The organism is Rhodoferax sp. (assembly GCF_018780565.1).
Classification (GTDB): Bacteria; Pseudomonadota; Gammaproteobacteria; order Burkholderiales; family Burkholderiaceae_C; genus Rhodoferax.
Genome location: NZ_JADMJN010000003.1, coordinates 376,320 through 389,029, shown reverse-complemented (window position 1 = coordinate 389,029; position 12,710 = coordinate 376,320). Strand labels below are relative to the sequence as shown.

At 57.3% G+C, this 12,710-nt stretch carries 15 protein-coding genes; all 15 read right to left on the bottom strand.

From position 1 onward, the window contains the following. Window positions 1–36 precede the first annotated feature (36 nt). Entirely contained in the window at window positions 37–507 is a 471-nt protein-coding gene (locus IV109_RS05795) for a hypothetical protein (protein ID WP_296693600.1), read from the bottom strand. Between the two features lie 189 nt (window positions 508–696). Continuing rightward, the gene (locus IV109_RS05790) at window positions 697–1,551 is read right to left on the bottom strand and encodes a DUF429 domain-containing protein (RefSeq protein ID WP_366834228.1); all 855 of its coding nucleotides are present in this window, start codon (window positions 1,549–1,551) and stop codon (window positions 697–699) included. Between the two features lie 4 nt (window positions 1,552–1,555). Next, window positions 1,556–1,978, bottom strand: coding sequence for a BLUF domain-containing protein (locus IV109_RS05785; RefSeq protein ID WP_296693594.1), 423 nt, complete (start codon window positions 1,976–1,978; stop codon window positions 1,556–1,558). Window positions 1,979–1,980: 2 nt separating this feature from the next. Next, window positions 1,981–2,682 (bottom strand): GTP cyclohydrolase I, encoded by a 702-nt coding sequence (folE, locus tag IV109_RS05780; RefSeq protein ID WP_296693592.1) that lies wholly within the window; start codon window positions 2,680–2,682, stop codon window positions 1,981–1,983. Between the two features lie 102 nt (window positions 2,683–2,784). Then, window positions 2,785–4,005, bottom strand: a complete 1,221-nt coding sequence (clsB, locus tag IV109_RS05775; protein WP_296693589.1) for a cardiolipin synthase ClsB — start codon at window positions 4,003–4,005, stop codon at window positions 2,785–2,787. 12 nt (window positions 4,006–4,017) lie between these two features. Next, window positions 4,018–4,752, bottom strand: a complete 735-nt coding sequence (locus tag IV109_RS05770; RefSeq protein ID WP_296693586.1) for an endonuclease/exonuclease/phosphatase family protein — start codon at window positions 4,750–4,752, stop codon at window positions 4,018–4,020. After that, window positions 4,749–5,228 carry a dihydroneopterin triphosphate diphosphatase gene (gene nudB / locus IV109_RS05765; RefSeq protein WP_296694292.1) on the bottom strand — a complete coding sequence of 160 codons (480 nt, stop codon included), beginning with the start codon at window positions 5,226–5,228 and terminating at the stop codon, window positions 4,749–4,751. The genes IV109_RS05770 and nudB overlap by 4 nt, the downstream gene beginning before the upstream one ends. 61 nt (window positions 5,229–5,289) lie before the next feature. Then, on the bottom strand, window positions 5,290–7,104 hold the full coding sequence (gene aspS / locus IV109_RS05760; protein WP_296693584.1) for an aspartate--tRNA ligase: 1,815 nt from the start codon (window positions 7,102–7,104) through the stop codon (window positions 5,290–5,292). A 59-nt stretch (window positions 7,105–7,163) separates the two neighbouring features. Continuing rightward, a complete protein-coding gene (locus IV109_RS05755) occupies window positions 7,164–7,799 on the bottom strand; it encodes a DUF502 domain-containing protein (RefSeq protein WP_296694290.1) in 636 nt (211 codons plus the stop codon). Window positions 7,800–7,833: 34 nt separating this feature from the next. Beyond that, window positions 7,834–8,175 (bottom strand): FmdB family zinc ribbon protein, encoded by a 342-nt coding sequence (locus tag IV109_RS05750; protein WP_296693582.1) that lies wholly within the window; start codon window positions 8,173–8,175, stop codon window positions 7,834–7,836. Window positions 8,176–8,258: 83 nt separating this feature from the next. Continuing rightward, the gene (gene ubiB / locus IV109_RS05745; RefSeq protein ID WP_296693578.1) at window positions 8,259–9,824 is read right to left on the bottom strand and encodes a ubiquinone biosynthesis regulatory protein kinase UbiB; all 1,566 of its coding nucleotides are present in this window, start codon (window positions 9,822–9,824) and stop codon (window positions 8,259–8,261) included. Next, on the bottom strand, window positions 9,821–10,372 hold the full coding sequence (locus IV109_RS05740; protein WP_296693575.1) for a hypothetical protein: 552 nt from the start codon (window positions 10,370–10,372) through the stop codon (window positions 9,821–9,823). The genes ubiB and IV109_RS05740 overlap by 4 nt, the downstream gene beginning before the upstream one ends. Before the next feature lie 72 nt (window positions 10,373–10,444). After that, window positions 10,445–11,431: a TIM44-like domain-containing protein gene (locus IV109_RS05735; protein ID WP_296693571.1), complete on the bottom strand. Its 987-nt coding sequence runs from the start codon at window positions 11,429–11,431 to the stop codon at window positions 10,445–10,447. Between the two features lie 54 nt (window positions 11,432–11,485). Then, window positions 11,486–12,217, bottom strand: coding sequence for a bifunctional demethylmenaquinone methyltransferase/2-methoxy-6-polyprenyl-1,4-benzoquinol methylase UbiE (gene ubiE, locus IV109_RS05730; RefSeq protein WP_296693568.1), 732 nt, complete (start codon window positions 12,215–12,217; stop codon window positions 11,486–11,488). Between the two features lie 63 nt (window positions 12,218–12,280). Then, on the bottom strand, window positions 12,281–12,694 hold the full coding sequence (locus IV109_RS05725) for a DUF971 domain-containing protein (RefSeq protein ID WP_296693566.1): 414 nt from the start codon (window positions 12,692–12,694) through the stop codon (window positions 12,281–12,283). Between the last annotated feature and the right edge of the window lie 16 nt (window positions 12,695–12,710).

The following is a 12,710-nucleotide window of genomic DNA, read 5'->3' as shown; positions in this document are numbered from 1 at the left end:
ATCAAAGAGCCGCTAACTGCGGCTCTTTTTTTGTTTTCAATTGGAATGGTTCAGACTGCGCAGTTCGCAATGCTGAGCGACGCAACTGGCACCCGGATCCGCAATGTATTGACAGTTTGACATCACACCACTGACTTCGTTGCGACGACGTTGCATCGCAGCCAATTGGGCAGTCCAAACCCGCAGTTGCTCGCCGTTGGAAACGGAGGCCGACCATGGCACCCAGGACACGGGACCACCACAACTCTTCTCACCGATTGGCAAAGTGCGACATTGGCTATCGGCGCTGCATCTCGCATCACTTATTTCTGCTTGAATCCGCTTCAACAGCATCGCCTCTGCTTGAGGGTCAATCAGATGCGTGTCGGGTAGTGTGACGGCCCTGTCATTCGGTGGCAGAGAGTGGCAACTTGAGGTTAAAAACATTGCTGCGACAAGCACACACATCCGAAGATACGGCTCAAGCATCTGATTGGATGTTTGTTTTTCATAGAAGGAAACATTCATCGTAAAACTCCCCAAGTGTTTCGTAGTGAACCGGCCCCGGTTTCACGTACAGCTTAGCCACAGCTTTTTCACTTTAACGGACTCTAGCCGAAAAGAGTTGCATGGCTGACCTGATGATCAAACTGTCAGACTATAGAAGGACTGTGCTGCAGACATGGTCCAGTGGCGTTTCGAAAGGCCCAGCAATCATCAGGCAGTGACAATCCAGCCTTCCAGTGAGTCCATGTTTGCGGGCAAACCGTAGCGTGCGTCGCCACTGGCATGGCGGGACTCGGCCCACGCGGCCTGCATCAGACACAACACAGCATCCAGAGAATCACCGCTGGCGTCGTCCGTCAGCAGATCGCGCTGCGCATGCGTCAGCTTGAGGCGCAAGCCCAGTCGGGTCTGGCCATGCTCAAGTGCAGTAATCAGGTCCTTGCGCGCAATCAGGCGCTCCGGCGTCTGACGGGCTTTGTCGTCGCTTTTGTAGCTTCGGTTGCCCAATACTTCACGCGCCAACAAACCAGGGTAGGCTTCAAGAGCCACGCGGCGCGCGTGCCCGTCCGCATCAACGTCCTTCGGATCCCCCGCATGCAGTCCTTGCAAACGCACACCTGCTGCCAGCAACAGAGGCACCCCCGCGTGCAGCATGTAGGCCACCGGCGGATTGACCCATTTCATGGAAGGGCTGGAACCCGCCGGAAGATCTGTCGCCCGGTGGGCAAATTTACCCCCGACGGGCCGTGCATCGCAAAAGGCGGCAAACGTGGCGCGAATCTCCGCCCGGCTCAAGCTTGCATAGTGACGGATGCAATCTTCCCAGACCGTGGGCCACGCCAGTCTCTCGACCAGTTCACGGGGCAGTCCAAACGGGAGATCGAAGCCACCCACCCAACTTTGCGGACGCGCCAACCATTGGGCAAACGCATCCAGGGACGCCATTTGCTCCAAATTTGATAGCAACACACGTCCTTTTTGCGAGGACCCCAGCGCCAGAACGATTGGTTTTTTTCGGGAAGGACTGCTGGAAAAATCACAGCCTACCACTACCACACCAGACACCGCGTCAGGCACGCCCAATAATGCACGCAGTGGCCATCAACTCTTCCAGCAAGGCCAGGGACACTTTGCCCGATACCGAGTAGGGATCCAGCTCCGGCTTCTCTGCGTACTTGAGCAAAATGGAGGCGTTGATCTTGGACATGTTGACCTGCCCCATGGTCCAACCGCCGAACCGGCGTTCGGAAATTTCTTCGTAGTGCAGCAGCACCACATCCTTGTGGCGGGGGTCTCGCTGGATATGACCATATAACTCGCTCACCGGCATGCGACCGCCTTCAATCGCCTGAAGGAAAATACCGCCGCCATAGCAAAGAATGCCCGTGATGCCGCACTCTGGATTGTGCTGGCGCGACTGGCTCAAAATGGCATCAATCGCATCGGCACTGGTGTCGATTGCGCGGCTGGCGTAAAGCAAACGTACCAGCATGATCAGCTTTTCCTTGGCAAAAGCGAGAGGAATTCGCGACGCAAGTTGGAGTCCTTCAGGAAACTGCCCCGCATGACCGAGTTGATCATTTTGCTCTCCACATCTTTCACACCACGCCAGCCCATGCAGAAATGAGTGGCCTCCATCACGATCGCCAGCCCATCCGGCTGGGTCTTCTGCTGAATCAAATCAGCCAGTTGCACAACCGCCTCTTCCTGAATCTGCGGTCGACCCATGACCCACTCCGCCAGACGGGCGTACTTGGACAGGCCAATCACGTTGGTATGCTCATTGGGCAGCACGCCAATCCAGATCTGGCCGATGACCGGGCACAGATGGTGGCTGCAGGCACTGCGCACGGTGATCGGGCCGACAATCATCAACTCGTTCAGGTGTTCGGCGTTGGGGAATTCGGTGATGGTGGGGGCATTGACATAACGACCGCGAAACACCTCGTTGAGGTACATCTTGGCCACACGGCGCGCTGTATTGCCGGTGTTGTGATCGCGTTCGGTGTCGATCACCAGGCTGTTGAGCACGCCTTGCATCTTGTCTTCAACTTCATCGAGCAGTTTTTCCAGCTCGCCCGGCTGGATGAACTCGGCTATGTTGTCGTTGGCATTGAAGCGTTTGCGCGCTGCCAGCAGGCGCTCCCGGATTTTGATGGATACGGGAGTGCCCTCATCGGCATCAATTGGGTTCATGGAGCTTTGACTTTTCATTAACATCGGATGATGGTACCAGCGTTTTAATTGTAGGGTTTTTCAGCATCCGCCCTTGTCAAATGAGCGTCAGCAGCTATCAAATCAGTAGCGATTGCCGCTCAGGAACAAAAGGCTGCGCATCAATCCAAAGGCGACACGGTCCAAAAAGCGCTGGCGCCAAGGCCGGTTGGCATCAACAGCAGGGTCAACCCGGGCCCCGCCATGAACCATGGCGTGCTCCAACCGGGCGCGCAAATCCTGCGCAAAAAACGCATCGTCGACCACCACGTTGGCCTCGCGTGCCAGCAACAAACTTAGAGGATCCAGGTTGGATGAACCCACTGTGGCCCAGTGCCGGTCAATCACCGCGACCTTGGCATGAAGAAAGCTGACCGAATACTCATGAATTTCAACACCTGCGGCCAGCAGGGCGCGGTACACGGGGCGCGCCGCATGGTACTGCATAAAATACTCATACCGGCCCTGCAACAACAAGCGCACCCTCACTCCTCGTCGCGCGGCATGAATCAAGCCTTGGCGCAATTTTCGCCCAGGAAGGAAATAGGCATTGGCGATGATGATTTCTTCGGTCGCCTCACCGATGGCCGTTCGATAGCTGCGCTCGATCCGGGAGCGGTTACGCACGTTGTCGCGCAGCACCAGATCCGCACGGGTGTTGCAGGCGAGTCCGTCCGGGCCAGGAGTTGCGACCTCTGGGGTCACGCCGACTTGCGATGCCGTCACAGCCTCCTGCAGCGCCCGCCAGACGGCCGGAATATCGATCTGACGCGCTTTCCTGCTGGCTTGCAGACGCCACCAGAACTGCGCCATCGTTTCATGCATCTCCTGCACCATCGGACCCGTCACGCGTACCGCGAAGTCAAACCGCGGCGCCTCCAGGGTGCCATGATTGGGGTCAAAATAATCGTCCAGCACATTGATGCCGCCACAAAACGCCACCGCGCCATCGACCACGCACAGCTTTCGATGCAAACGCCGCCAGCGGCTGGGGATCAACATGCCCAAACGGCCAAGCGGCGAAAAAATGCGCCAATTCACACTTGCCGCATTGAAGCGTTCCTTCCACTGCAGCGGGATATCTGGCGTACCGACACCATCTACCACCAAATACACCGAAACACCGCGCAAGGCAGCGCGCTCCAGCGCACTGGCCACACGCTCGCCAGACGCTTCGATACTGAAAATATAGGTCTCCATCCGGACCTCGCGCAGGCTGCGGTCAATAGCTTCCACCAAGGCAGGGAAAAAATCCTCGCCACCCTGCAACAACAGGACTTGATGGCCAGAGGGGAGTTGCGGCATGGACAAGGCGGCTCAGGTCGGCAGGGAGAATTCGGCGATCAAGGGCAAATGATCAGACATGCGCCACCAGATGCGACCACGCGGTACATGGACCCCCAAGGGCAGCAATCCCCTTGCATACACATAATCCAACTGCACGATGGGCATCCGGGCAGGAAAAGTGGGCTGTCGCTCGCCCTCGAAAGTGCTCAAATGCGACGATCGAAATGCCTTGTGCACCAAGGTTCCCCAGTCATTGAAATCACCTGCCACAAGCAGGGGTGCGCCGGACGGCACTTCACGCTCGATAAAACGCTGCAACTGTGCCACCTGGCGCGCGCGGCTGGCCCGGATCAAGCCCAGATGCACCACCAGCACATGCACAGGACATCCATGCACCATCACTTCCACATGCAGCAAACCACGCTGCTCGAACCGATGGTCTGAAATATCTTCATGCTGGTGAGTGACAACAGGCCAGCGCGACAACAAGGCATTGCCATGCTCGCCATGGCGCGTGAATGCGTTGGTGCGGTAGACCGCTTCGTAGCCCTCGGGGGCCAGGAAATCGGCCTGAGGCATATCGGGCCAGCGCGTGAAATACTCCTCCTCCTTGCGATGCATCTTGCGCACTTCCTGCAGACAAACGATGTCTGCATCAAGCTGCTCAACGGCGTGCCCCAGATTGTGAATTTCCAACCTGCGCCGCGGCCCCACACCCTGTACACCCTTGTGAATGTTATAGGTGGCGACACGCACAATATTCATGTTTGAACCCTCGAAGAAGCGAACCTTGGCAACATCAAACAAGCCTCCGCATTAGACGGTGAAAAACAGGCCTCGGCCGCCTGCAAGTAAGGTAACCACTGGTAGTGCGTGTGCTCACGCGGGCTCAAACGAACCGGGGTTCCTGCCGGAACCATTAGACCAAACAAATGCTCCGTATTTCGGGTAACGCCCGGTGCATAACGATGCCGCCAGCGGGGATAAATGTCGTAAACGTTTTCCAGTTCCCAGTCGAACAGGCTACCTGCCAAAGGCCTGCCGGGGCCGCAGTCGATGCCGGTTTCCTCAGCCACTTCACGCACCGCCGTTTGCAAGAAAGTCTCCTGCAGCGCATCTTTGCTGCCGGTCACCGATTGCCAGAAATCCAGTGCATCGGCTCTTTTTATAAGCAATACATCCAGTGCCGGGGTGTAAATAACGACCAGAACGGATTGGGGAATTTTGAAAATTGGAGGCATAAAAAAAGGGCACTTGTCGAGCGCCCTTTCATTCTGCCTGAAGCCCCGCACGGGGGCCTGTTCAAACCGCCTTGACGGGTTCGGCCGTGCGCAGGCGAATGTGCAATTCGCGCAATTGCTTTTCATCCACAGGCGAAGGAGCCTGCGTCAGCAAGCACTGAGCCCGCTGGGTTTTGGGGAAGGCAATCACATCACGGATGGACTCGGCACCCGTCATCAGGGTGACGATACGGTCCAAGCCGAAGGCCAGACCACCATGGGGAGGCGCGCCATATTGCAGGGCATCCAGCAGAAAACCGAATTTATCCTGCGCTTCCTCGGGCGTGATTTTCAGAGCGTCAAACACTTTTTGCTGCACATCGGCGCGGTGGATACGCACCGAGCCACCACCCATCTCCCAGCCGTTGAGCACCATGTCGTAACCTTGGGAAATGCACTTCTCGGGCGCAGTAACCATCCAGTCCTCATGGCCCTCTTTGGGCGCCGTGAACGGATGATGGACTGCCGTGTAACGCTGCGCCTCCTCGTCGAATTCAAACATGGGGAAGTCAACCACCCACATGGGGCGCCAGGCATTCTCAAACAGCCCGTTCTTCTTCCCGAACTCGCTGTGGCCGATTTTGATACGCAGCGCACCGATGGCATCGTTGACGATTTTGGCCTTGTCCGCGCCAAAGAAAATCAGATCGCCATCCTGTGCCTGGGTGCGTGCCAGCACCTCAGCCAGGGCCTTGTCGTGAATGTTCTTGACGATAGGTGACTGCAGTCCATCGCGGCCCTTGGCCAGTTCATTGACCTTGATGTAGGCCAGGCCCTTGGCACCGTAGATCTTGACGAACTCGGTGTACGCGTCAATCTCGCTGCGGCTCAGGCCGCCCACTTCACGCGCACCGCCGGGGATGCGAAGCGCAACCACGCGGCCGCCCTTCATGGTCGCAGCACCAGCGAACACTTTGAAGTCCACATCACCCATGACATCGGTCAACTCGGCAAATTCCAGCGGAATGCGCAGATCGGGCTTGTCGGAGCCGTAGCGATGCATGGCTTCGCTATAAGCCATGACGGGAAACTCGCCCAAATCGACATTCATGGTGTTCTTGAACACCGTGGTGATCATGCCCTGGAACATGTCACGGATTTCCTGCTCACTCAGGAACGAAGTTTCGATATCGATTTGCGTGAATTCAGGCTGACGGTCAGCACGCAGATCCTCGTCGCGGAAGCACTTGGTAATCTGGTAATAACGGTCATAACCGGCCACCATCAGCAGCTGCTTGAACAACTGGGGGCTTTGCGGCAAGGCAAAGAAGTGCCCATCATGCACTCGGCTGGGCACCAGATAGTCACGGGCACCTTCAGGTGTGGACTTGCCCAGCATCGGCGTTTCGATGTCGATGAAACCATTGGCGTCCAGAAACTTGCGCACTTCCATGGACACGCGGTAACGCAGCATCAGGTTGTTCTGCATGTAAGGGCGACGAAGATCCAGCACACGGTGCGTCAAGCGCGTGGTTTCGCTCAGGTTGTCGTCATCCAGCTGGAACGGCGGCGTCACCGAAGGATTGAGCACCGTCAACTCGTGGCACAACAACTCGATCTTGCCGCTCTTGAGGCTGTCGTTGGTCGTGCCTTCAGGACGCGCGCGGACCAGTCCCTTGACCTGGATACAAAACTCATTGCGCAAGCCTTCGGCTGTCTTGAACATCTCAGCGCGATCGGGATCGCACACCACCTGAACATAACCCTCGCGGTCGCGCACATCAACAAAGATCACACCGCCGTGATCGCGACGACGGTTGACCCAACCACACAGGGTTACGGTTTGGCCCAGCAAGGCCTCGGTCACAAGACCGCAATAGTGAGAGCGCATGGCCATAGACAACTTTCAAAGCCCGCCTGGAGGGGCGGCACAGGTTTTCAATAAAAATCAGGAACTTATTTGACGGGCGTGCCAGTGACAGCGGAAGGGGCAACCGACCCCATGGAGATGACGTAAGTCAACGCCTCATCAACACTCATTTTCAATTCAATGACTTCGGCTCGCGGCAGGATCAGGAAGAAACCGCTGGTCGGGTTGGGGGTGGTGGGCACATAAACGCTCACATGATCCGGTCCCAAATGCTCGGCCACTTCACCGCCAGGCGCGCCGGTCTGAAACGCAATGGTCCAGACACCTGCGCGGGGATACTGAACCAACATGGCTTTTCGAAACGCATTGCCATTGCTGGAAAAAAGTGTGTCCGACACCTTTTTCACGCTGTTGTAAATCGATTTGAACACCGGAATATGCGTGAACAACCGGTCCCACTGCTTGAGCCACCAGCGTCCCGCCACATTGGAGACCAGGGCACCCGTGATCAACAGGGCCGAGAAGACCAGGAGCACACCCAAGCCCGGGATGTGGCGCATCTGCTCAATCACCTCAGCGGTCGACTGTGGTGTGACGGCACCCAGACCGGTCAGAAAGCCGCCAAAGATGGCGTCAAGCAGCCCCACCAGCCACAAAAGCACCCACAGGGTGATCGCGAGGGGCAGCCAGACCAGCAAGCCGGTGAGCAGGTACTTCTTTATAGGCACGGCAATCCTGAGGTTAGGTCAAACACGCTCAATGGCAAGCGCAGGAACTGCCACAACCGCCCGCAGCAGCGGCCGGTGCTGAATCTGATTTGGACGATGAACTATCGGAAGGCTTGGCGCTGTCTGTCGAACTCGTTGCTGAATCGGTACTGGCAGGGCTTGTGGCCGGCGCGGAGGTACCCGAGGCACCTCCCTTGAAATCAGTGGCGTACCAGCCTGACCCCTTGAGCTGAAAGCCCGCGGCCGTGACCTGCTTCTTGAAGGCAGAAGCACCACATGTCGGACAGTCGGTCAGAGGGGCGTCCGACATTTTCTGCAACACGTCCTTGGCAAACCCGCAGGACTCGCATTTGTAGGCGTAAATTGGCATGGAGATAGGGCTCTGATTACAAGTTGCAAAGCCTTTAATTATAAGGCGTCGACCCGTTCAGCGCGGCTATTCGGTAAAGTAGCTTAGAAAACCCGTACCCGAACGATCAACTGCATGACCACCAGGCCGAGCAAGAACCCAACGCCACCGTACATCAAAGCCTGCAACAACTTGTTGGTACGCTTTTGTTCGGCCAGCAGTTCTTCCACGACCCGGCCAGAGTTGGACTTGCTGTGTTGCAGGAAATCAAACAGCAGGCGCGGCAACTCCGGCAGGAGCTTGGCATATTGGGGCGCTTCGTTGCGCAGCTGCTCGACCAGCTTGGCCGGTCCCAGCTGATCGATCATCCATTTCTCGAGAAACGGCTTGGCTGTGTTCCAGAGGTCCAGTTCCGGATCAAGCTGGCGTCCCAGTCCTTCGATATTGAGCAGCGTCTTTTGCAGCAGCACCAGTTGCGGTTGAATTTCAACCGAGAAGCGCCGCGAAGTCTGGAACAGGCGCATCAAAACCATCCCCAGGGAAATTTCCTTCAGCGGCCGGTCAAAGTAAGGCTCACACACCGAGCGGATGGCGGACTCAAGTTCATCCACCCGCGTTGCCGCCGGCACCCAGCCTGACTGAATATGCAACTCGGCCACCCGCTTGTAATCGCGCCTGAAAAATGCGGTGAAGTTCTGCGCCAGATACTCCTTATCTGACTCGGTCAGCGTGCCCACAATGCCAAAATCCAGCGAGATGTAGCGACCAAAGGTGGCAGGGTCCAAGCTGACCTGAATATTACCGGGATGCATGTCGCCGTGGAAAAATCCATCCCGAAAGACCTGCGTGAAAAAAATTGTGACACCATCGCGAGCCAGCTTGGGAATATCGACCCCCGCCTCCCGCAGGCGATCCACCTGACTGATGGGGATACCCGTCATGCGCTCCATCACGATGACATCGGTCATACAGTAGTCCCAGAACATCTCCGGAATCAGCACCAAATCAAGTCCAGCCATGTTGCGTCGCAATTGCGCTGCGCTGGACGCCTCCCGCACCAGATCAAGCTCGTCATGCAGGTATTTATCGAATTCAGCCACCACTTCACGCGGTTTGAGGCGCTTGCCATCGGCGGATAATCCCTCGACCCAGCCCGCCATCATGCGCATCAGGCTCAAGTCCTTGTCGATCGCCGCCAGCATGCCGGGACGCAAGACCTTGACTGCCACCTCCCGGGTGCCACCCGACCGGTCCTTGAGCACCGCGAAATGCACTTGTGCAATCGAGGCGCTGGCGATGGGCTCACGATCGAACGAGACGAAGATATCACCGATCTTTTTGTTGAACGAGCGCTCGATAGTGGCAATGGCCACGTCACTGCTGAAAGGTGGCACCCGATCCTGCAGGCGGGCCAACTCGTCCGCGATGTCCAGTGGCATCAGATCGCGCCGGGTGGATAGCACCTGCCCGAACTTGACAAAAATGGGCCCCAGACGCTCAAGCGCCTCGCGGATGCGCTGACCACGCGGTGCATTCAGGTTGCGCCCGACCGACACGATACGGGCAATCACATGCAGCCAGGGTTTCTGAAAACTGGTCAAAAACAATTCGTCAAGGCCGTATCGCAGCACCACCCAGACGATGAACACACCGCGAAACAGGCGCGTCATGTTTGCGCCTGGTCGGCACCCTTGGCGGCAGCCGCTCCGAGGAACTGCCGCAAGGCGGCAGCCATGCCCCGGGCAGCTTGGCCCAAAGCGTGCGCGGGTGCATCGCCAATCACTTTGGAGAGGTCTTCTTCCATATCCCAGCGAACATGATCAACCAGCCAATTCACTTCAGCCGCCAGTTGCACATCACCCTCAATGCGAACAGCAGGCTTGTCGCCACGCAAGGCGGCCTGAGCCAATGCCAACGGGGACTCTTCAGTGACCGCCAAAACCAGATCCGGTTTGGCGCCACTGGGTGCGCGATCCAACAGGCCGGCCGGCGTTGCTACCAGCTCCATAGCAAGAAAGCGCCATTGCATATGGACTACGCGGCCTTTTTGCCTTGCAAGGCGGTTGGTAGCTTCTTTTTCTTGGGAAAGAATGTGATTCAACAACAAAACGAGGCGGCGTTGCACCTCATCCATCAGCCATACGGGCGGCTGAAAATTGGCCGGAGAGAGGGTCTGGAGAAAGCTTTCCAGCAAAAGAAATGGGGACTGTGTTGCCATAGTCCCCATTATTCCCTGTTTATGCATTGAATTTCCCCCAAGCGTCGGGGAAACCTCACCCGCCGCCGGCGCTTACTGCAATGCCTGCACCCCGGCGACCAGCCAACCACCACTACCGCTTTTCGGCTTGGTCATGTTCCAGACTTCCCGGAACGGGCTCGGGCCGGCAGAAGGTTCTTCACGAATCATGCCGGAAAACTCCACACTGGCCATGTATTCATTGCCCAGATCTTCGATACCCAGCAACTGAGCTTCGATCATCACTACATCGGTCAGATTGACGGGACCACCGGTGTGAACCTCGCGTTCATTGAGTTGGGTCTGGATTTCCGCCAGCATGGTGTCCGTCATCATGACCCGCAGTGCATTGACGTCCGACTTGTCCCACGCTGCCTGCAGGGAGATGAAATTCGTCTTTGCGGCCTTCAAGAAGCCATCAGTGTCAAAGCCGGCAGGGATACCCCAGCTTTGCGAACCCGACAGACCCGACGAACCCGCCAGGCCAGCGCCAATCATTGAGCCAGAAGCAGTCCCTGTCTTGGTGGCGTCAAATGCCATGCTGTTGCGCTCCCAAGGGCGCGCCGAGGCGTCGTTGCCGACATTTTCGGGACGGTAACTCGCCGGCGCCTGCGCAGCACCGCCTCCTGGTGTTGCACCCTGGAATGCAAACGGGGAGCTAGCACCACCCTGGGCTTGCGCAGCCTTGCGGGAACGCATGAACCAACCCACGGCCATCATGATCACCAAGGCAAGCAGCGCAAACATCATGAATTGCCCCATGCCCTCACCCAGACCCAGCGAGCTCGCCAACCAAGCCAAGCCCAGTCCGGCCGCCAGACCACCCAGCATGGCACCCCATGGCTTCTTCGGTGCAACAGCAGGTGCAGTTGGTGCGGGCGCCGCAGGCTTCGTCGCACCCTGCGTCGGCGTCGCCTGACGCTGTGTCACATTGCTGGACTGCTGTCCGACGGACTTGCCGCCACCCATGCGTTTTGCGGCCTCGGCATTGAAGCCGGCCAAGACCAAAAACACCGCCAATATCAAAGACCAGAATTTCATGATGTCTCCAAAAAACTCATTCGCACATTGGGATTATTCCCAGATTCGCAAGCTTCAGCACTTGATTCCAACATGCAAGGCTACCAGCCCGCCGGTGAGGTTGTGGTAATCCACATGGCCAAAGCCATTATTTTGCATAAGGGCTTTCAACTCTTCCTGCCCCGGATGCATACGAATCGACTCAGCCAGGTAACGGTAGCTGGCATCATCACCCGCGACCAACTGACCCAACTTGGGTAAGACCTTGAACGAATACCAGTCGTAAACCTTCTCCAAGGGGGGGGCCACCTTGGAAAACTCCAGCACCAGCAACTTGCCCCCGGGCTTGAGCACGCGGTTCATCTCGGTCAGGGCCAGATCCTTGTGGGTCATGTTGCGCAAGCCAAATGCCACACTCACGACATCGAAATGGTTGTTGGGAAACGGCAGCTTCTCGGCATCACACACCAACGTGGGCAATGAAACACCTGCATCCAGCAAACGATTGCGCCCGGTTCGCAACATGGCTTCATTGATGTCGGTGTGCACCACACGGCCGGTTTTACCCACTTTTTTGGAAAAAGCCAGCGCCAGATCGCCGGTGCCTCCCGCGATGTCCAGCACCTGATAACCCTCGCGGATATTGGCCACCATCACGGTGAATGCCTTCCAGGCACGGTGCAGGCCCATCGACATCAAGTCGTTCATCAAGTCGTACTTGGGCGCGACCGAATCAAACACGCCTCGCACGTGTTTTGCCTTCTCGGCCTCGTCAACCGATTGGAAACCAAAATGTGTTGTTGTCATGGCTGCAATACTAGATCCGAAATGCGACGCTGTGCATCTTTTGATGACACCGCGCCTGATAACTCAGTGACTGGCGCATCCGTGGCCGGCTTTTTCGGGCATGGGCGCATCGCGGTCCACCCCGGCGGCGGTCAAGCGGACACTGTAGTCAGCCCACAGTTTTTCCTGCTGAGAGCCCAGGAAATAGAGGTAATCCCACGAGAAAATGCCTGAATCGTGCCCATCCGAAAAGGCTGGCTGAACCGCGTAGTTGCCTACCGGCTCCAGCCCGACCAGGCCAACCTCGCGCTTGCCGCTTTGCAGCACCTCCTGGCCAGGCCCGTGACCCTGCACCTCGGCAGAGGGGGAATACACGCGCATCAGCTCGAACGGGATACGGAACTCGGCCCCGTCAGAAAAGCTCACCTCCAGCACTTTCGACTGGCTGTGCACCGTAATCGACTGCGGCGTCGGAGCGCCTGAATGCAAACCTGCCATGTTTGACCACCTCTGA

Bases quoted from the DNA above. Each gene is read 5' to 3' on its own strand.
- ubiB (WP_296693578.1), bottom strand. From the start codon at position 9,824: ATGACGCGCCTGTTTCGCGGTGTGTTCATCGTCTGGGTGGTGCTGCGA.
- IV109_RS05725 (WP_296693566.1), bottom strand. From the start codon at position 12,694: ATGGCAGGTTTGCATTCAGGCGCTCCGACGCCGCAGTCGATTACGGTG.
- aspS (WP_296693584.1), bottom strand. From the start codon at position 7,104: ATGGCCATGCGCTCTCACTATTGCGGTCTTGTGACCGAGGCCTTGCTG.
- IV109_RS05770 (WP_296693586.1), bottom strand. From the start codon at position 4,752: ATGAATATTGTGCGTGTCGCCACCTATAACATTCACAAGGGTGTACAG.
- ubiE (WP_296693568.1), bottom strand. From the start codon at position 12,217: ATGACAACAACACATTTTGGTTTCCAATCGGTTGACGAGGCCGAGAAG.
- nudB (WP_296694292.1), bottom strand. From the start codon at position 5,228: ATGCCTCCAATTTTCAAAATTCCCCAATCCGTTCTGGTCGTTATTTAC.
- IV109_RS05750 (WP_296693582.1), bottom strand. From the start codon at position 8,175: ATGCCAATTTACGCCTACAAATGCGAGTCCTGCGGGTTTGCCAAGGAC.
- folE (WP_296693592.1), bottom strand. From the start codon at position 2,682: ATGAACCCAATTGATGCCGATGAGGGCACTCCCGTATCCATCAAAATC.
- IV109_RS05735 (WP_296693571.1), bottom strand. From the start codon at position 11,431: ATGAAATTCTGGTCTTTGATATTGGCGGTGTTTTTGGTCTTGGCCGGC.
- IV109_RS05795 (WP_296693600.1), bottom strand. From the start codon at position 507: ATGAATGTTTCCTTCTATGAAAAACAAACATCCAATCAGATGCTTGAG.
- clsB (WP_296693589.1), bottom strand. From the start codon at position 4,005: ATGCCGCAACTCCCCTCTGGCCATCAAGTCCTGTTGTTGCAGGGTGGC.
- IV109_RS05785 (WP_296693594.1), bottom strand. From the start codon at position 1,978: ATGCTGGTACGTTTGCTTTACGCCAGCCGCGCAATCGACACCAGTGCC.
- IV109_RS05740 (WP_296693575.1), bottom strand. From the start codon at position 10,372: ATGGCAACACAGTCCCCATTTCTTTTGCTGGAAAGCTTTCTCCAGACC.